Source organism: Reyranella sp. (assembly GCF_004297265.1).
Lineage (GTDB): Bacteria > Pseudomonadota > Alphaproteobacteria > Reyranellales > Reyranellaceae > Reyranella.
The window spans coordinates 25349-43330 of the sequence record NZ_SCUT01000010.1 but is presented as its reverse complement, the minus strand read 5'-3'; the positions used below and the strand labels follow the sequence as shown (position 1 = coordinate 43330).

Here is a 17982-nt window from a genome sequence, read left to right as displayed (position 1 = left end):
TTCGCTTGTCATTCGTGGGGAGATCTTCATGTTGTCCGTTCGCGTGGCCACGGCCACCGCCTTTGCTGCCCTCGGGCTGATTCCGTTGCTTGCCCGCGCACAGGATACGCCGCCGGCCGGAGATCCGGCGCCCGCCGCAAGCCAGCAGCCTGTTTCGCTGCCGCCCATCACAGTCAGTGCGGGTCGCGGCTCCGACCTCCAGAAGCTCGACGTCAGCACGACCGTGATGACCCGCGAGCAGATCCAGGCCACGCCCGAGACCGGCGTCGACCAGATCGTGAACCGCATCCCCGGCGTCTGGCTGCCCAACATCCCGACCGGCCAGCTCCATCCGACCGCCCAGCCGGTGAACATCCGCGGCTTCGGCACCAGCACGACCATCAACACGCTCATCATGGTCGATGGCGTACCGGTCAACGATCCCTACTTCCGGACCATGAACTGGAGCACCATCCCCAAGAACTCGGTGGAGCGGATCGAGGTCATCCGCGGCGGCGGCGCCACCAGCCTGTGGGGCAATATGGCGATGGGCGGCGTGATCAACATCATCACGCGCGAGCCGACGAGCACAGCAGCCTCGGCCGATACGAGTTACGGCAGCTACAACAGCTCCACGGCGGAAGCGGCCGGAAGCTACGTCGTGAACGACAAGGTCAAGATCGGCGCGAGTTACAACCATGCCCAGAGCTCGGGCTACAACCTGACGCCCGCCCAGTACCGCAACGCCAACCTCGTCGCGACGGCGTCCAAGGCCGACAACGTCGCCGGAAGCGTGTTCCTGACACCCAGCGAGAACCTCAAGCTCTTCGCCAAGGGGTACTGGAACCAGACCTTCGAGGACGGGCTGGTCTGGACCTTCGCCCACAATAACTGGTCGACCTACCGCCTGCTCGCCGGGGGCAGTTACAAGTTCGACGAGAAGCAGTCGCTGAACTTCAGCGGCTGGGCGAGCGGCGGCTCGTTCGGCACCATCAATGTCGGGAGCGGCTCCTACCGGCTGAACAACATCAACGCCACCAACCAGTATGTCAGCCAGATCGAGGCCGCGCCCAATTCCGACATTGGCGGCTCGGTCTTCTACGAGGCCAACTTCGGCCCGTTGCGCGACGTCAAGTTTGGCGTCGACGCCCGCCGCACGATGGTGACGGATTACAACAACCTCTATGCCAACGTGTCCGCCAATCCGACGACGTTCATCGTGAACGGCGAGCACCGCTTCCAGGGCATCTTCGGCCAGGGCACCTACCGCTTCACCGGCATTCCGATCGACATCACGGTGGGCGTTCGCGGCGATTTCTGGCAGGCGATGAATGCCAGTGTGCTGACGACGAACTCAAGCAGCCTGAACGTCGTACCGAACGCCAGCGCGGCGAGCTTCGACCCGCGCATCGGCATGAAGTTCTATGCCAGCGACGAACTGACCCTGCGCGCCGCGATCTATCGCAACTTCTCGGCGCCCGGCATGAACCAGATGTACCGGGTGTTCGCCAGCGGCACGAGCTACTCGACGATCAATCCCAACCTGCAGCCGATGACCAATTTCGGCCAGGAGGTGGGCTTCGACTTCGAGTGGAAGGGCTTCACCCTGTCGGGCACCTACTTCAACAACAACCTGAACAACTTCATCGACTACATCACGGTCTGCAACACCAGCCCGGCCTGCGCCGCGCCCTATGTCAGCGCGGCCGGTCTCGGCGCCAACTTCACAACGGTCCGCCAGTACCAGAACGTGGGCAATGCCACCTTCCAGGGTATCGAGCTGATCGCGACCTGGCAGCCGTTCGAGCAGCTCAGGCTGACCGGCGGCTTCACCAGTACGAATGCCTACCTCACCAGTTCGGTGAATCCGACGCTGGTGCGTACCGGCGTGCAGCTCGGGCAGGTGCCGGCCTACATGTTCACGGCCGGCGTCGAATGGCGGCCGATCGAGACCCTCGTGCTGACGGCCGCGCTGAAGTCCTTCCCGCAATACTGGAACGACACGAATCACACGCAGCTGAACGATGGCGCGACCCTCATCGACCTCGGCCTGCGTTGGACCCCCGTGAAGGACGTCGACATCTATGGCAGTATCCAGAACCTGACGAACGTCCAGTACCTGGCGCAGGGCTACACGCGAACCTCGTTCGAGGGCTCCACTTACAGCACGTCCGCCATCCCGCAGCTCGGCATGCCGCTGACTGCCACCGCCGGCGTGAGGGTGAAATTCTGATGCGCGCTCTTCTCGCTCTGACCATGCTGATGCTGGTCGCCGCCTCCGCCGCCGCCCAGCATCAGCACCAGCACGGCAAACCCGGCGCCGCCGGGCCGGAAGCCTTCACCGCGACACCGGCCTTCGGGCCGGACGGCACGCTGTGGCTCGTTCGCGCCATGGCCGACAAGATCGTCGTCGTGCGCTCGACCGATCTCGGCAAGACCTTCTCGGAACCGGTTGCCGTCACGCCCGAGCCGATGAATCTCGACTGGGGCCCCGACGCACGGGCGCGTATCGTCGTCGATCCGAAAGGCGGGCTGGTTGTCACCTTCGCGATCTTCCAGGATCGCAACTTCAACGGTCGCGCCTTTTACGCGCGCTCACGCGACAACGGCGCGAGCTTCAGCAAGCCGCAGCCGATCACGGCCGACCAGACCAGCCAGCGCTTCGAGACCGCTGCCGTCGATCCTTCGACGGGTCGCGTCTTCGCGGCCTGGCTGGACAAGCGCAACGTTGCCAAGGCGCGCGCCGCCGGAAAACCCTATCCCGGCGCCGCGCTCGCCTATGCCTGGGAAGACGGCGAGGCGGGCTTCGGCCCGACCTCGATCGCGCTCGACAACACTTGCGAGTGCTGCCGCCTCGGCATCGCCTTCGCCGGCCCCGGCAAGCCCGCCGTGGTGTTCCGCAACATCTTCCCCGGTTCGATCCGCGACCATGCCGTCGTCACCTTCAAGGACGAGAAAACTCCGGGCCCGGTGCGCCGCGTCAGCGCCGACGAATGGAAGATCGAGGCCTGCCCGCATCACGGGCCGAGCATCGCCATCCTGCCGGACGGCTCCTATCATGTCGCCTGGTTCACCGACGGCTCGGCGCGCAAGGGCCTGTTCTATGCCCGCGCCGACAATGGCGACACGCCGTTCGGCGCGCCGCGCGCGCTGTCGACACCCAGGCGCCAGCCGGCCCGGCCCTACCTGCTGGCCAACGGCACCGCCCTCCACGTCGTGTGGAAGGAGTTCGACGGCACCAAGTCGATGGTGCGCTGGCAGGTGAGCCACGATAGCGGCCGGACGTGGAGCGATCCGCGCACCGTCGCCGATACCGTGGACGCCTCCGACCACCCCCTGCTCGCAGCCAACGCCGGCCGCGCCTATCTGTCGTGGCTCACCAAGGCCGACGGCTACCGCCTGATCCCGCTCGAGGACCAGCCATGATCCGCACGTTCCTCATCGTCCTCATGCTGAGCCTCGCCTCGGCCGCTTCACAGGCCGCCGACCTGCAATCATTCGGCCGCGGCAGCTGGTCCAAGCTGCGCGCCGCCCATGACGGCCAGCCGACCGTCATCCACTTCTGGGGCCTGACCTGCGCGCCCTGCCTCGTCGAGATGCCGGAATGGGGCAAGCTGCGCACCGAGCGGCCCGACATGCGACTCGTCATGGTGGCCGCCGATCCCGTGCCGCAGGATCCCGCGCGTGTCGCCGACATGCTGTCGCGCGCCGATCTCGGACAGGTCGAGAACTGGGCCTTCACCGACCGTTTCAACGAGCGGCTGCGCTACGAGATCGATCCCGCCTGGGCGGGCGAACTGCCGCGCACCCTGCTGATCGACCGCGACGGCAAGGAGACCGTGCTGACCGGCGTTGCCGATCTCGCAGAGGTCCGCGCCTGGCTCGAGGCGCAGAAGAAGCGCTGAACCAATCCCATCACCCAATCCATCAGGAGACTATTCCATGACCCGCCGCCGCCTCTTCCTCGCCGCCGCCGTATCCGTCCTCGCGCTGCCGGCGATGGCCCAGGACTACAAGATCGGTTCGATCGAGATCACGACACCCTGGACCCGCGCCACCCCGCCCTCGGCGCGGACCGGCGGCGGGTTCATGACGATCACCAACAAGGGTAACGTCGCGGACAGGCTGGTCTCCGCGCGCAGCAATGCCTCGGACAAGGTCGAGATCCACGAGATGCAGATGGACGGCAACGTGATGCGGATGCGCGAACTCTCTAAGGGTCTCGAGATTCCCCCGGGTGCCACCGTGATGCTGAAGCCCGGCAGCTATCACATCATGTTCATGGAGCTGAAGGCGCCGCTCGCCAAGGACGCCAAGGTGCCGCTGACCCTGGTCTTCGAGAAGGCCGGCAGCGTCGACGTCCAGCTCGACGTGCAGGCCATGGGTGCCATGCCGCACGGCCACGGGAAGAACTAAAGCTGCCTCAATGGAGCGCGCCACTCCAGTGGCGCTCATGACTTGCTGAACAAGCTTGAGCGCCACTGGAGTGGCGCGCTCCATTGATAGTCTTCGTTACATCGCCTTCAGCAGCTCGAGAGCGATGAGCACCATGCCGATGACCGACACGAACCAGGCCGCCGTGCGCAGCCAGGCGATGCCCGCGACGTAGATCACGGCATAGGCGACCCGGCCCCAGAAGAAGATCGCCGCGCCCATCGCTGTCATGGCGTTGGCCTTGCCGGCAGCGACGGCGATCAGCACCAGCGCCGCGAACAGCACCATGTTCTCGATCATGTTGAGATGGGCGCGCTTGGCGCGTCCCGCCCAGCCCTTGATCTCGGGCAGGCCCTCGCGGTTGCCCGCCAGCGTCGGCAGGCCGACTGCCTGGTTGGCGCCCATGGCCGCCACCAGCATCTGTACGAACGTCAGGATCACGGAAAAGAGGAGGTACTTCAGGTCCGGAGACATTGGCGTTTCTCCCGTTATCGTTATTTGGTCCCGAAGAGACGGTCGCCCGCATCGCCGAGCCCGGGAACAATATACCCGTGATCGTTGAGTTTTGCATCGATGGCTGCCGCGAAGACCGGCACGTCGGGATGGACCTCGGCGAAGGCCCGCGCCCCCTGCTCCGAGCCCAGCACACAGATGAACTTGATGCGCTTGGCGCCCGACTCCTTCAACCGATCGACCGCCGCGATGGCCGAATGGGCGGTGGCCAGCATCGGGTCGCAGACGATCACGTCACGGTCGGAAATGTCCTGCGGGATCTTCAGGTAATATTCGACCGCCTGCAGCGTGCGCGGGTCCCGATAGAGCCCGACATGACCGACCCTCGCCAGCGGCACGAGGTCGATGACACCCTCGGCGAGCCCGAGCCCGGCACGCAGGATCGGCACCACCACCAGCTTCTTGCCGTCGAGCAGCGGCGCGTCCATCGCCTCGATCGGCGTCTCGATGCGCGCCTGCACCATCGGCAGGTCGCGCGTGGCGTCGTAGCCCAGCAGCAGCCCGATCTCGCGCAGCAGGCGGCGGAAATTCGTGCTCGACGTCGCCTTGTCGCGCAGCTTGGTGAGCTTGTGCTGCACCAGCGGGTGCGACACGACATGGATCGAGTGCGGCAATGACATCGTCTTCTTCTCCCCCAAAATTCTAGAACACCGTGCCGTCGCTTTCGACGGTGATGGGTGGGCCGCCGCCCGGGCGGCGCTCCGCGGCCAGCCGGCGCCCCGCAAACCACGTGCCGGCTTCCAGCACCTTCACCAGCGGCAGGCGCGCCGCGTCCATCCCCAGGTGCAGGCGGACATGCTCCGCGATCCGGTCGAGCAGCGCCACGGTGAGCGCGCGCCATTCCACGATCGCCTCGTCGCCCGGCGCGAAGCTCTTCTCCAGCAGCACGCGCTGCCTGGGCTGGAGCGCGCCGGCATCGACCAGCAGACCGCCGTTGCGATATTCCGGCAGACCCGTCAGCGCATCGAGCGCCACGACTTTGAGTCCCGCGCCCTCGATCGGCTCGACCAGCGAATAGCTCATCCATTGCGAAAGCTTGTGGAAGGGGACCAGCCCGACCACCGGATGCTCCCACACGTCGCCGCGCGGCGAGGGCCAGATGGGCGAGAGCCTGTCGAGTACGGCGGCCAGGATGGCTTCGGCCTTCACCTCGCCGTCCCTTGCACTTGTCGCCACGATGTCGAACAGCGCGCCCGGCCGCTCCAGTCCGACAGTGCCGAGCCTGCGCAGCAGTTCGGCCCTGCCTTCGAGGCCCAGCAGCGGATTGTGCGCCTTCACCTGGAAGCCCACGGCGATGTCCATGGGCGTGAGCTGCGCCAGGCGCTCGGCATCGACCCGCAATGGATCGCCCTTGGCATCGCGGCTGAAGGCGCCGTTGGCGAACATGTGCAGGCTGGCCACGCCCAGCCCCTCGGAGCGCGCATAGGCTTCGCCGGTGCCCGCCTCGCGATAGCTCCAGGCCGCGCCGGCGCCGGCATCGAGCAGGACGGACACGACCGCAAGGTCCATGCGGCGCCGCGCGATCTCCTCGGGCGGCAGATCCTTCAGCCGCTCGGCCAGGGCTTTCCAGCGGTCGCGGCCACCCGACTCGAAATGCCGCCAGCGCGAATGGAACGGGATCGTCGCCGGATCGGGAAAGCGCTCGCGGGCGACGGCGAGCGTCACCTGCACGGCCGTCTCGAGCCCGTTCGGATCGAGCTGGAACCATTGCGACTGGCCGTCCTCGACATACTTGAGGACCTTCGCCGCCCGTTCGCGGATCGCGACGGGCGTGCGCAGGTAGGCCAGAGAATCATTCATCGAATGAGTCACTCATCGAGGCCACGTCCCTTGGCCCGCGCCAGTTCGTTCGAACCGGGCTTGGTGGGGCTGAAATAGCCGGCCGCCTTCTTGGCATCCATCTCGACCAGCGCATCGGCGGGGATCAGGTGCTCAGGGATCGGCACCTGCTCGACGATGTCGATGCCCTGCTCGCGCAGCGCGTCGGACTTCATGTTGCTCATCGAGGCGAAGCGGTCGATGCGGCTGATGCCCAGCCAATGGAAGATGTCGGGCATCAGCTCCTGGAACCGCATGTCCTGCACGCCGGCCACGCATTCGGTGCGGTTGAAGTATTGCGCCGCCGAATCGCCGCCGGGCTGGCGCTTGCGCGCGTTGTAGACGAGGAACTTGGTCACCTCACCCAGGGCGCGGCCTTCCTTGCGATTGTAGATGACGACGCCGACACCCCCACGCTGCGCCATGTCGATGCAGATCTCGATGCCGTGGGCGAGATAGGGCCGGCAGGTGCAGATGTCGGAGCCGAACACGTCGGAGCCATTACATTCGTCGTGGAGACGGCAGGCGATCCTCGTCTCGGGCTTGCCGAGCTTCGACACGTCGCCGAAGAAATAGATCGTGGCGCCGCCGATCGGCGGCAGGAACAGTTCGAGGTCGGGCCGCGTCACCAGCTCGGTGTACATGCCCCCGGTCTGCTCGAAGAGCGTGCGGCGCAGGTCCGTCTCCTTGACGCCGAAGCGCTCGGCGATGCCGGGCAGCCACCAGACCGGCTCGATCGCGGCCTTGGTCACCTTTACGTCACCGGTGCCGCTCAGGATGTCGTTGTCGGGCTTCAGCCGGCCGGCCGCCAGGGCCTCCATGATCTCCGGCATGTTCACATGCGCCTTGGTGATGGCGATGGTCGGCCTGATGTCCCACCCCCCCGCCAACTTGTCGGCGAAGACCTCCGAAACCAGGTGGCCCCACGGGTCGAGCGACACGATCTTCTTCGGATCGAACCAGCTCTCGAACGGCCCGATGCGCTCGGCCGGCGAGGTATTGGTGAGGTCCGGCCGATGGTCGGCCTTCAACTCCTGAGCTGCGATGGCCAGCGCACGATAGATGCCGTAACTGCCGGAATGGACGCCGATGACGTTGCGGCGCGAGGTGAGCCCGACGGTACCAACGACCGGCCCGCGGACCGCAGGATCTCGCGCGCCCCAGACCACCGGAGGGGCCGGCTGGCCGCCCTGGCTGGGATGGGTATTCAGTCTGATGTGCGCCATGTGCTTTCCGGTCCTCCGGGAGCGGGAAAGCGAGGCAGCTTACAGCGGCCGGATGACCAAAGGAAGACGCTCGCCCGACACCTCACCATCGCGATCTGCACGATGGACGCGAGATCAGGGACCCTTTGCCGCGAGATCGATGGCGCGGCGGTACATGGTCATCGCGGCTTCGGGGGTGTTGTAGCCGGCATGGGCCGTGAGCGTGACATTGTCGAGCCGGAGCAGCGGTTCGTCGGGAGGCGTCGGCTCCTTGCCGAAGACGTCGGTTGCGTAGTGACCGATGCGACCCGAACGCAGCAGGTCGACCAGCGCCGGCTCGTCGACGATGCCCGCCCGTGCGGTATTGACGATGAGGACGCCCGGACGGGTCTTCTCCAGCTTCGCGCGGTCGAGGAAGCTACGCGTGGCATCGTTCAACGCGAGGTGCAGGCTCACGATGTCGGACTGCGCCAGGAGCTCGTCGATCGTCACCATGGGCACGCCGCCGCCGGAAACGGGCGAGCGGTTGTAGGAGATCACTTTCAGCCCGACGCCCTGCGCGATGCGCGCCATCTCCCGGCCGATGCCGCCCAGCCCCACCACGCCCAGCGTCTTGCCCTTGAGTTCCATGCCCTGCATCGGCCGCCACCCGCCCCCGCGCACGATGCCGTGCATCGTCGCGATGTGGCGGGCTGCGGCGAACACCAGGCCCATCGCATGCTCGGCGACCGTGGTGTCGCCGTAGCCGCCGATGGTCGAAACCTTGATGCCGAGCCGTTCCGCCGCCGCGAGGTCGACGAAGCTCGCCGCCCCCGTGCCGAGGAAGACGATGTGCTTCAGACCGGTGCAGAGCCTGAGCGTCGGCTCGCTGAAATAGGTCGCATCGTTGATGACCGTGTCATAGCCCGCGACCCTGCCGGGCACTTCCTCCCCGGAGACGGGGCCCATTCCAACGTCGATCGGAATGTCCGCCGGCCCGTGGACCTGCTTCCACACACGGTTGATGTCGGGCGTCGAATCGATGAACAGTATCTTCGGCAGGGTCGTCCTCCCCCGGTCTTCCCCGACGATAGTCCGCAGGCCGCGAACTGTCTGCCCGGGTCGCGGGATGAACCGACACTCCATCCTCGGCACCCTGACGATCTCGGTAACCGTGTCGCAATTTTTCAAGGTTGCGCCGCCACTGCAACATATCTAGCTTCCGCGGCTGTGTGGGTGGGCCGGTGTGGGGATGCCGGACCCGTCGGTTCGAGTCGGGGATGACCGAGGAGCTGGACATGAAAAGGTTCGTCGCGGGCGCACTTGCGCTTGCCGTGGTGGCGTCCGTTGCCGCCGGGACCATTGCCTATTCGCAGCAGTCGACCGGTCCGAAGCCGGGTCCGGCCCAGACCGGGGGCCAGCTTCCCGGGCAGGCCCAGGCGCCGGGTCAGGCGCCGGGCCAGGCTCCGTCGTGCCTGACGCAATACACGCCCATGCCGGGCCAATCGGCCATCACCATGATCAGGGCCGGTTACGAGATCAAGGCGGCGGTGCCGAACGGCCTCTGGCTGCAGAAGGACAAGGACGTCTACTATTGCAACTCGGGCCGCCCGATCGAAGGCGATGCGCAATGCTGGCAGATGCGCGAGGTCACGCGCTGCTGACCGGACGCGATTAACAGGGCATGCTCGCCTCCAACACAAGATGGAGGATGGCATGCCCGATCTCTTTCCGACGACCGGCGAAGCCGAGGAAGAGAAGCTCAAGGAAGCGACGGCGACCGGTGGCCCCGGCATCGTCAACCATCTCGGCCCCGACTCCTTCCAGAAGGACGGCCTGCGGCCCTTCTTCGAGTACCGGCCGCTGGGTCTCAAGGAGCTGACCGGCGGCAAGGTCGGCGCGCACGTCATCCGCGCCGTGCCCGGCCAGCATCCCGACGCGCCGCGCCACAGCCATGCGCTGGAATTCCAGTTCGTCTATGTGCTGAAGGGCTGGGCGATCTTCGAGTACGAGGGCTACGGCCAGCACAAGCTGGTTGCCGGCTCGACCGTCTATCAACCGCCCGGCGTGAAGCACAAGGAGATCGACCATAGCGATGATCTCGAACTGATCGAGATCACCATGCCGGCCGACTTCGAGACGACGGTCGTCGAGTGATCTTCACCCCGGAAGGCCTCCCGCGCCATAGACGCGATCCATATCCAGTTGCACTTCCAATTCAAGTTTGCAAATTTTCTCAAGGGATGTTGTCGAGGCTTGTGGAGCATCGACGCCGTACTTGAGGGATCGATGCTTCGTTACACATTTCGGATGGCGTGGGCTGCAGCGGCGCTGGCCGCTGTCACCGAGCCCGCACAGGCGCAAATGCCATCGTCGCCTGTCACCATTCCGTTGGGACTTATGGCCGTCGACAACGCCTATTATCGACTGACCATCAACGTCGGCATCAACGGCGGCACGCCGCAACTCTACATGTTCGACACCGGATCGGCCCCGTTCGCCGCGGCATTCAATCCCAATACCTGGGGCGGCTTCGCCGGGCAGACGAGCGTCCCCACTTCGCCTTATCCCAATGGCAACAACGTCTTCTACTGCTACGGCGGCGGCGTCGATTGCAGCACCGGCAATATCTACGGCAACCGGCTACAGATTCAGTCGCTGACGATCCCCGGCGCCAGTCAGGTTCTCACCGCCGACCCGGGCTACGCGGTGGACGCGCTTTATCAGTTGAACTACGGCGACAAGACGCTCTCGTTTCCCAGCTATTTCAACAACCCGAACGCACCACCGCCCTTCAGGGAACTGTTCGGCCCGTTCTATGGCGTTTTCGGTGCCGGAAACTTCACCCAAGGCACGCTGGGGGGCATCCTCGGCCAGACCATGGTGGCAGGGAGTGACATCACCCAGGGCTACGTCGTGGCGGCCAACGGCCAGAGCAATCCCGCCTCTACGGTCAACGCGCCTCAAAGGGTGAACGGACAGACCGTCACGGTCGGCGGCCAGACCAGGGCGGTTACCCCGTGCAGCCCCTGCGTCACGGTCGGCCTGACACCCCAGATGCTTGGCCAGTTCGCGCCGATCGGCCCGCCCGGCACGTCCGGACAGGCGGGCGTCATTCCGATGCCTGCGGCCGGCTTCTTCAACAATCCGTACGCTCCCATCGGCACCGCGTCCGGCAACGATGCATCGTTGCAATATGGCGCCAAGTTCACGATTTCGCTCGCTCCGCCCGGCACAACGACGCCGGCGGTGAGCTCGACCAAGGGTACGCTTCTCGACACGGGTACGCCCAGCAATTCCCTGTCGAACAGTCTAGACAACAGCGCCGTATCCTCCGGGGGCAATGTCATAGACGGTGTCACCCTGACGGCGACCGCGACGACCGGGACCGACAGCCACACGCCGGTGACCGGCCTCGTGCCGTCGACCTCGGTGATGACCAACGGGGCGACCCCCAATACCTATGATGGGAGCTTCGAAGGCTCGAACTCCAACATCCTCGGCATCGGCTTCTTCCTGCAGAACTCGGTGATGTACGACCTCAGCAACAATGCCATCGCGTACACGCCCTTCTTCGTCACCGATGTCCCCCTCTCGACCACCGGCGGTCCGCTCATCGTCGATGGCAACAACGTGCCGCTCGGCCTCGCGGGCGTGATCTCGGGCACGGGCGGCGTGCACATCAAGGACGGCGGCCAGCTCCAGCTGAGCGCCACCAATACCTATGCCGGCCGGACGAAGATTGACCTGAACGGCCTGCTCAACATCGCCGGGCCGGGCAGCATCGCCGCATCCAGCGGCGTAACGAACGACGGCACATTCGACATCTCGCGCGCCTGGAACCCCGTCAGCATCCGGAACCTCGACGGCTCCGGCAAAATTTACCTGGGAGCCCAGAACCTCAGTGTCACCAATGCCGACAATGGTACTTTCTCGGGCACAATAGCCGATGCTGGCGGCTCCTATAATGTCGCTGGCGGCAGCCTGTCGCTCACCGGCGGCCGGCTGACGCTCACGGGCGCGAACACCTACACCGGCGGCACGGCCGTCACCGGCGGCGCGATCCTCAGGATCAATGCCGATGCGGCACTCGGTAACATGTCGGGCGGCCTCACCCTGAACAATGGCATGCTCGCGGCATTGTCCAACTTCACGATGGCACGTCAGGTCACGCTCGGCGCGGGCGGCGGCGCCTTCGACACCAACGGCTTCGACCTGACGCTCGGGACCGCGGTGACCGGCGCGGGCGGTCTCGCCAAGCACGGAAGCGGTATCCTCACCCTGTCGGGCGCCAGCAGCTACGCCGGCGGCACCATGGTGAATGCCGGCACGCTGCAGCTGGCGCCGGGCGCGTCGTTGCCCACGACCGGTCCACTCGCGGTCAACGGCGGCACGCTCGACCTCAACGGCAACAACCTCGCGATCGGGTCGCTCTCGGGCCTCGGCGGCAGAATCGAGCTGGGCAGCGGCATCCTCACGGTGGCCGGACAGAGCAACACGAGCTTCGCAGGAATCCTCGCCGGCACCGGCGGCCTCACGATGCAGGGGCCGGGGGCGTTGTCGCTCGCCGGCGCCAACACCTACACCGGCCCGACCAACGTCACCGGCGGGCGCCTGGCCATTAACGGCAGCATCACCAGCGACGTCACCGTGGGCGCCGGCGGCAATCTCGGCGGCAACGGCACCATCAGCGGCACCGTGACCAACAACGGCATCGTCTCGCCGGGCAACTCCATTGGCACGCTGAACGTGGTCGGCGCGTTGACCCAGGCCGCCGGCAGCAGCTTCCAGGTCGAGACCAGCGGCGCCGGCCAGGCCGATCGCGTCAATGTGGGCGGAGCGCCGGGAACCGCTACCATCGCCGGCGGCACCGTGACCCTGGCCGGCGCATCCGGCGTCTATGCGCCCAGCACCACCTACACCATCCTCAATGCCACCGGCGGGGTGACCGGCACCTTCGCCAGTGCCAACAGCCTCTTCCCCTTCCTGCAAACCTCGCTCTCCTACGACGCCAACAGCGTCTTTCTCACGGTCAAGCCGGGCGGCTTCGGCGCCGGCGCCACAACCGCCAACCAGGCCGTCGTGGGCCGCGCTCTCGACGCGAGCGTCGCGGGTTCAAGCGGCGATCTCGCCACCGTCATCGGCACCATGGCGACTTACAGCTCGGGACAAGGCCAGGCGGCCATGAACACCATCAGCGGCCAGAACTACTCGGGATTCGGCACCGCCAACCTCGCCGGTGGACTGCTGTTCATGAATGCGCTGGGCCAGCAGATGGGCCTCGCCCGCGGCGGCTTCGGCACCGGCCAGCGCACGGCCCTCGCACAGGCCTGCGAGGCAAGCCTCGCCGACGCCTGCGACGGCGCGGCCGGCCCGTGGAGCCTCTGGGGCAGCGCACTGGGTGGCACCGGCAGCGTTGCCGGCAACGGCAACAGCGCGACGCTGACCTACAATGCCGGCGGCTTTGCCACCGGCATCGACTATCGCTTCGATCCTCGCTTCCTGGCCGGCTTCAGCGTCGGCTTCAGCAGCGGCAACCAGTGGGCCAGCGGCTTCAGCGGCCAGGGCACCACCAACAGCTACCAGGCCAGCCTCTACGCCTCCTTCAACCAGGGCGCCTTCTACCTGGATGGTCTGGCGGGCTACGGCTACAACGACAACCAGATGACGCGCCAGATCGTGCTGCCCAACCTGGCGGCGCGCATCGCCCAGGGCCGCACCGGGGCCAACCAGTTCCTGGGCCAGGTCGAGGCCGGATACCGCATTGGGATCTACGAGCCGGCCGCCCTGTCGATCACGCCCTTCGCGCGCTTCCAGGGCATGACGAACAGCCAGAACGGTTTCACCGAGAGCGGCGCCGCTGGGCTCAGCCTCAACGTGGCGGCGCAGACCACCGGCTCGGCCCGCAGCGTGCTGGGCGCCGAGTTCGCCGGCGCCTTCGGCGCGGAGGGCCGCGAGAAGCTCGCCGTGCAGATGCGCCTGGGCTGGGCGCACGAATACGCCGACACGGCCCGGCCGGTGACGGCCGCCTTTGCCGGCGCGCCCGGCACCAACTTCACCGTGTTCGGCGCCGCCCCGCAGCGCGACACTGCCACGCTGAGCCTCGCCGCCAACACCGCCGTCGCCCAGGGCGTCTCCCTCTATGCCCGTTACGACGGCGAGGTGGGCAGCGGCATCTCGAACCACGCCCTCAATGGCGGTCTCCGGGTGAGCTGGTAGTCGCCAGGTCCAGCGTTTAGCCGCAACCAGGCCGCCATCAGGCTCCGTGTCGCAGCAGCCGACCGGAGTGCGTGTTCGTCGGGCGGTCGTCGCGCATCGTCACCTGGCCGTTGACCAGGATGTACTTGTAGCCCGAGGCCCGCTGCACGCGGCGCCACTCGCCGCCCGGCAGGTCGTGCGCGATCTCGTCGGGCAGGACCTTCAGCCCATCGTAGTCGTAGACCACGATGTCGGCGGGAGCGCCTTTCTTCAGCATGCCGCGCCCGCGGAAGCCCGCGACCTCGGCCGGTAGGGCCGACAGCCGCCAGTGCACGTCCTCCAGGCTCAGCATGCCGTGCTGGCGCACCACCTTGCAGATCGTCTCGGTCGGATAGCGGCCGGCCGTGAGGAACTTGGTGTGGGCGCCGCCGTCGGAGACCCCGAAGAGGATATAGGGATCGTCGACCAGCTCCTTGAGGTACTCGATGCTGCCGTTGGGCGGCGCGGCAAAGAACTCGGTCTCCAGATTCTCCTCGACCGCCATGTCCAGCATGACGTCGACCGGATGCTTGCCCATCTTCTCGCCGGCATGGGCCAGCGTATGGTCGAGCCACTTCTTGTTGCGTTCGAGCTTGGGGCCGACGATGGCGATCTGCGGCAGCGGACCGGTGGCGGTGATCGGCAGGTTCTCGCGCAAGCGTGCGCGGCGCGCCGGATCGGCGAGCTTGGCCAGCCGTTCCTCGCGCGTGCCGGTCGTGGCATCGCACCAGTCCTGCGAATCGTCGAACAGATTCCAGTCCTCGAAGGTGAAGGTGAAGCCGGCATCGGTGGTGAGCCCCTGCCCGACGACCCGGATGCCGCGCTCGCGGCAGCTCTTCAGCCAGGCCAGTCCGCGGCGATGGATCTCCGGCCGGTGATCGAAGGCCTGAATCACGTTCATGATCATGGGCCGGCCGCTCAAGGTCGACAGCTCCTCGTAGAAGGCGCGGTCGGCCGCATTGTCGCCCGAGATCAGCAGCATCTGCATGAAGCCCTCGTTGCGCTCGGCCAGCACACGCGCGAACTCGCGGCAGGTCTCGTCGTGCATGACGTCGGTGGGCATCGGTGTGCCGTCATAGTCGCGCTGCACCGCCGACGGTCCGGTGGGTTTCATGCGCTGCGCCGACCAGCCGCAGGCGCCGGCATCCATCGCCTCGCCGAGCAGTCGCTTCATTTCGGCATGCTGCTCCGGCGTCGGCATCTTTCCGGCCTTGGCCGCCTCGAAGCCCATCACCCAGATGAGCAGCGGCGACACCGGCACATAGGGCAGGACGTTCACCGCCTTGGGCGCGGCGTCGACGCTGTCGAGAAACTCGGGGAACGTCACCCAGTCCCACGGCATGCCCTGCTGCATCGAGGCCATGGGGATCGCCTCGACGCGCGTCATCGACATCATGGCGCGCTCGCGCTCGGCCGGCCTCACCGGCGCGAAGCCGAAGCCGCAATTGCCGATCACCACCGAGGTGATGCCGTGCCACGAGGAGAGCGTGCAGTAGGGATCCCAGAAGAGCTGGGCGTCGTAGTGCGTGTGCAGGTCGACGAAACCCGGCGCCACGATCAAACCGCCGGCGTCGATAACCTCGTCGGCATCGTTCGCCGAGATCTGGCCGATCTCGGCGATCCGCCCATCCTTGATGCCGATGTCGCCGCGAAAGCGCGGCAGACGGCTGCCGTCGACGATCATGCCGCCGCGGATCACGCGATCGTAGCGCGCCATTCGTTTCCTCCGGTGTTTTGCCGGAAGCGTGCGAGCGTCGTGTCGGCCTGTCAACGCGAGCGCATCGCGTCGCAGAACTCAGTTGCGCTTCGTCACCTGGATGAACGTGTTGTTGGTGTTGGGCCGGTAGCTGACGTTGTAGTGGCCGCCCGCTCCCACCGCGTCACAGCTCGCGCCCACGGTCTGCACGCGCCCGATGGTGTAGGTCGTCCAGGCGCTGCCCTTGGACATGTCGACGTCGAGCTGGAAGAGCAGGTTCGGCGAACTCTTTTGCCCGTTCTGGTACTGCCAGCAGATCCAGTTGTTGTATCCGGGCTTGAGTTGCATGGTCTTCCACTCGCCCTCGCCCCACTTGTAGCGATAGCTGATCTGCGCCTGCGTCTGGTTGTGAAGGCAGGCACAGCCATGCGTGGTCTGCTGCGCTGCTGCGGAGCCTGCGCCCGCAGACATCACGGCGACCAGCATGATCGCCGGAAATCCCAGTTTCATTTTCCCTCCCCCGAGTGGCGAGAGAACCTAGGATTTTCTCCCTGCGACTGCAACCTTCCTGCCGGGGTGGATCACCCGGCCTTGCGCTCGCACCGGAAGGTGACCACGCGCGGCTTGTATGGCGCCGGCGGCGGCACGGACGGGAAGCTCTTCTTCGGCCAGGTGCCGTCGGCCAGATGCCGGTCGACCACAGGCACCAGGAGCTGCAGCATGATCCAGGCCCGAAGCCGCACCCCTTCGGTCGTGCCGTGGATCGCATCGATGAAGAGGTCCGGATCGGACGGCATCAGGCGGGCGACGTCGAGGAAGTCGATCCGGTGTTCCTTCGCATACTTCTCCAGCACGCGGTTCTGGAACCGGGCCAGCCGCGCCAGGTCCCGGTAGCGGAACGGGGCATAGCCGAAATTGAGATACTCCAGGATGAAGCGATGGCGCACGGGATCGAGCATCATCCCGTCCTCGACCAGCCACTTGAATGAGGCCAGCGCCAGTTCCCCGCCCACCGCCTCCGTCGTTGCGTCGATGCGACCGAGATCGGCCAGGATGACCGACAGCGTGACCGGAAGGTCCTTGCGCGCGAGATCGGGGTCCTGCTCATCGACGTCCTTCGGCCAGACCAGCGTATAGTCCGGCTTGGGCCACTCGCGCCCATCGGCGCCCGGTGCGCTGCCGCCCTGCGCCGGCTTGGAGTCCCGGGACGACATGTGTTCGGCGAGCAGGTTCTTCAGTCTCTTGGCGAGCGCGGAGCTGTAACTCAGATCCTCGAGGATGCGTTCGAACAGTCCGGGCGCCGGCGGCGTCGCGACCGGTAACCTGGCGGGACGGGGAGGAAGCTGGGGCACGAGCGGCTCCAGATAGAACTGGTTGGCGCCCTCGTAGTAGACGACGAGATCGGGCGCGAGCGGCGCCACCTCGTTCTTCATGATGGCCGCGATGTCGGGCGAACCGATGCTCTCGCGCCCCGCGTTCAGGACCTCGAAGCGAAGATCGAGCTTCTTCGCGGCGGCCCACCGATTGAGCCAATAGCCGACATGCTCGGGATAGGAATAGGGGAAGTGGTGCGAAGCCACCGTCGTCGACGCGCCGATGAAGGCAATGCGGATCGTCTTCGGCTCGCGCGCGAGAGGCACTGGACCGCCGCGAAACCCGTAAGCGTTGGTCACCAGTCCGATCGGCGTCGTCGTATCGGGCAGGAAGCGGAAGCGCGGCCACGGACTGCCGTCGGGCGGATCGTAGACGTAGATCTGGCCCGGCGCGTCCTTGAGATAAGGATGCGCGCAGGGATCCGGGCCGACGAAGGCGCTGTTCCACACCTTGAACATGTCGGACCGGCGCGTGCCTTCTGTCACGCCGCTCGCTTCGACCCGCCTCACCAGTTCGATGGCTTCGGTCGAGACGGCATGGCGATTCGGCAGCGGCGGCGGGTTCTCGCCGAACCAGGCGCGCTGCACACCCTCTGCCAGGGGAAGCCCGTCGAGATACCTCAACGCGGCGCTCGGCTCCTGCGCGTCCAGCCAACGGACCATTCCCTCGGCCGCCGCCGTGCAAAGCACGATGGAAATCAGGATCAAGAGAGTGTTCTTCAGCACGGAAACCACGACGGCAGTTGTT

At 66.3% G+C, this 17982-nt stretch carries 15 protein-coding genes; 7 read left to right on the top strand and 8 right to left on the bottom strand.

From position 1 onward, the window contains the following. The first annotated feature begins 28 nt into the window (after positions 1-28). Genes EPO41_RS03775 through EPO41_RS03760 form a run of 4 tightly spaced genes read left to right on the top strand, consistent with a single transcriptional unit; the run spans position 29 to position 4395 of the window. Positions 29-2212 carry a TonB-dependent receptor gene (locus tag EPO41_RS03775; protein WP_296320633.1) on the top strand — a complete coding sequence of 728 codons (2184 nt, stop codon included), beginning with the start codon at positions 29-31 and terminating at the stop codon, positions 2210-2212. Continuing rightward, on the top strand, positions 2212-3405 hold the full coding sequence (locus tag EPO41_RS03770; RefSeq protein WP_296320630.1) for a sialidase family protein: 1194 nt from the start codon (positions 2212-2214) through the stop codon (positions 3403-3405). The genes EPO41_RS03775 and EPO41_RS03770 overlap by 1 nt, the downstream gene beginning before the upstream one ends. Next, positions 3402-3884, top strand: a complete 483-nt coding sequence (locus tag EPO41_RS03765; protein WP_296320628.1) for a TlpA disulfide reductase family protein — start codon at positions 3402-3404, stop codon at positions 3882-3884. Before EPO41_RS03770 ends, EPO41_RS03765 begins: the two co-directional genes overlap by 4 nt. A 37-nt stretch (positions 3885-3921) precedes the next feature. Next, on the top strand, positions 3922-4395 hold the full coding sequence (locus EPO41_RS03760; RefSeq protein ID WP_296320625.1) for a copper chaperone PCu(A)C: 474 nt from the start codon (positions 3922-3924) through the stop codon (positions 4393-4395). A 96-nt stretch (positions 4396-4491) separates the two neighbouring features. Here EPO41_RS03760 and EPO41_RS03755 read toward each other — a convergent pair whose 3' ends face one another. From EPO41_RS03755 to EPO41_RS03735, 5 genes are all read right to left on the bottom strand, one after another. Beyond that, entirely contained in the window at positions 4492-4887 is a 396-nt protein-coding gene (locus tag EPO41_RS03755) for an MAPEG family protein (protein ID WP_296320622.1), read from the bottom strand. A gap of 20 nt (positions 4888-4907) precedes the next feature. Then, positions 4908-5546: a uracil phosphoribosyltransferase gene (gene upp, locus EPO41_RS03750; RefSeq protein ID WP_296320619.1), complete on the bottom strand. Its 639-nt coding sequence runs from the start codon at positions 5544-5546 to the stop codon at positions 4908-4910. Between the two features lie 22 nt (positions 5547-5568). Beyond that, positions 5569-6726, bottom strand: a complete 1158-nt coding sequence (locus tag EPO41_RS03745; protein WP_296320616.1) for a URC4/urg3 family protein — start codon at positions 6724-6726, stop codon at positions 5569-5571. Positions 6727-6734: 8 nt separating this feature from the next. Further along, positions 6735-7970, bottom strand: a complete 1236-nt coding sequence (locus EPO41_RS03740; protein ID WP_296320613.1) for a GTP cyclohydrolase II — start codon at positions 7968-7970, stop codon at positions 6735-6737. Positions 7971-8084: 114 nt separating this feature from the next. Continuing rightward, a complete protein-coding gene (locus EPO41_RS03735) occupies positions 8085-9074 on the bottom strand; it encodes an NAD(P)-dependent oxidoreductase (protein WP_296320610.1) in 990 nt (329 codons plus the stop codon). Between the two features lie 152 nt (positions 9075-9226). Between EPO41_RS03735 and EPO41_RS03730 the strand changes: the two genes are divergently transcribed. The 3 genes from EPO41_RS03730 (at position 9227) to EPO41_RS03720 (ending at position 14147) form a co-directional block, all read left to right on the top strand. After that, on the top strand, positions 9227-9592 hold the full coding sequence (locus EPO41_RS03730) for a hypothetical protein (RefSeq protein WP_296320608.1): 366 nt from the start codon (positions 9227-9229) through the stop codon (positions 9590-9592). Between the two features lie 52 nt (positions 9593-9644). Further along, on the top strand, positions 9645-10085 hold the full coding sequence (locus EPO41_RS03725; RefSeq protein WP_296320604.1) for a cupin domain-containing protein: 441 nt from the start codon (positions 9645-9647) through the stop codon (positions 10083-10085). A 153-nt stretch (positions 10086-10238) separates the two neighbouring features. Next, positions 10239-14147, top strand: a complete 3909-nt coding sequence (locus EPO41_RS03720; RefSeq protein WP_296320602.1) for an autotransporter domain-containing protein — start codon at positions 10239-10241, stop codon at positions 14145-14147. Positions 14148-14184: 37 nt separating this feature from the next. Here EPO41_RS03720 and EPO41_RS03715 read toward each other — a convergent pair whose 3' ends face one another. The 3 genes from EPO41_RS03715 to EPO41_RS03705 form a co-directional block, all read right to left on the bottom strand. After that, the gene (locus EPO41_RS03715) at positions 14185-15882 is read right to left on the bottom strand and encodes an amidohydrolase family protein (RefSeq protein WP_296320599.1); all 1698 of its coding nucleotides are present in this window, start codon (positions 15880-15882) and stop codon (positions 14185-14187) included. 78 nt (positions 15883-15960) lie between these two features. Continuing rightward, positions 15961-16371 (bottom strand): hypothetical protein, encoded by a 411-nt coding sequence (locus EPO41_RS03710; RefSeq protein WP_296320596.1) that lies wholly within the window; start codon positions 16369-16371, stop codon positions 15961-15963. Positions 16372-16442: 71 nt separating this feature from the next. Further along, positions 16443-17942, bottom strand: a complete 1500-nt coding sequence (locus EPO41_RS03705) for a hypothetical protein (protein ID WP_296320590.1) — start codon at positions 17940-17942, stop codon at positions 16443-16445. Between the last annotated feature and the right edge of the window lie 40 nt (positions 17943-17982).

Coding starts and splice junctions, on each gene's coding strand:
- EPO41_RS03775 (WP_296320633.1), top strand. CDS start 29: ATGTTGTCCGTTCGCGTGGCCACGGCCACCGCCTTTGCTGCCCTCGGG.
- EPO41_RS03770 (WP_296320630.1), top strand. CDS start 2,212: ATGCGCGCTCTTCTCGCTCTGACCATGCTGATGCTGGTCGCCGCCTCC.
- EPO41_RS03765 (WP_296320628.1), top strand. CDS start 3,402: ATGATCCGCACGTTCCTCATCGTCCTCATGCTGAGCCTCGCCTCGGCC.
- EPO41_RS03760 (WP_296320625.1), top strand. CDS start 3,922: ATGACCCGCCGCCGCCTCTTCCTCGCCGCCGCCGTATCCGTCCTCGCG.
- EPO41_RS03755 (WP_296320622.1), bottom strand. CDS start 4,887: ATGTCTCCGGACCTGAAGTACCTCCTCTTTTCCGTGATCCTGACGTTC.
- upp (WP_296320619.1), bottom strand. CDS start 5,546: ATGTCATTGCCGCACTCGATCCATGTCGTGTCGCACCCGCTGGTGCAG.
- EPO41_RS03745 (WP_296320616.1), bottom strand. CDS start 6,726: ATGAATGATTCTCTGGCCTACCTGCGCACGCCCGTCGCGATCCGCGAA.
- EPO41_RS03740 (WP_296320613.1), bottom strand. CDS start 7,970: ATGGCGCACATCAGACTGAATACCCATCCCAGCCAGGGCGGCCAGCCG.
- EPO41_RS03735 (WP_296320610.1), bottom strand. CDS start 9,074: ATGGAGTGTCGGTTCATCCCGCGACCCGGGCAGACAGTTCGCGGCCTG.
- EPO41_RS03730 (WP_296320608.1), top strand. CDS start 9,227: ATGAAAAGGTTCGTCGCGGGCGCACTTGCGCTTGCCGTGGTGGCGTCC.
- EPO41_RS03725 (WP_296320604.1), top strand. CDS start 9,645: ATGCCCGATCTCTTTCCGACGACCGGCGAAGCCGAGGAAGAGAAGCTC.
- EPO41_RS03720 (WP_296320602.1), top strand. CDS start 10,239: ATGGCGTGGGCTGCAGCGGCGCTGGCCGCTGTCACCGAGCCCGCACAG.
- EPO41_RS03715 (WP_296320599.1), bottom strand. CDS start 15,882: ATGGCGCGCTACGATCGCGTGATCCGCGGCGGCATGATCGTCGACGGC.
- EPO41_RS03710 (WP_296320596.1), bottom strand. CDS start 16,371: ATGAAACTGGGATTTCCGGCGATCATGCTGGTCGCCGTGATGTCTGCG.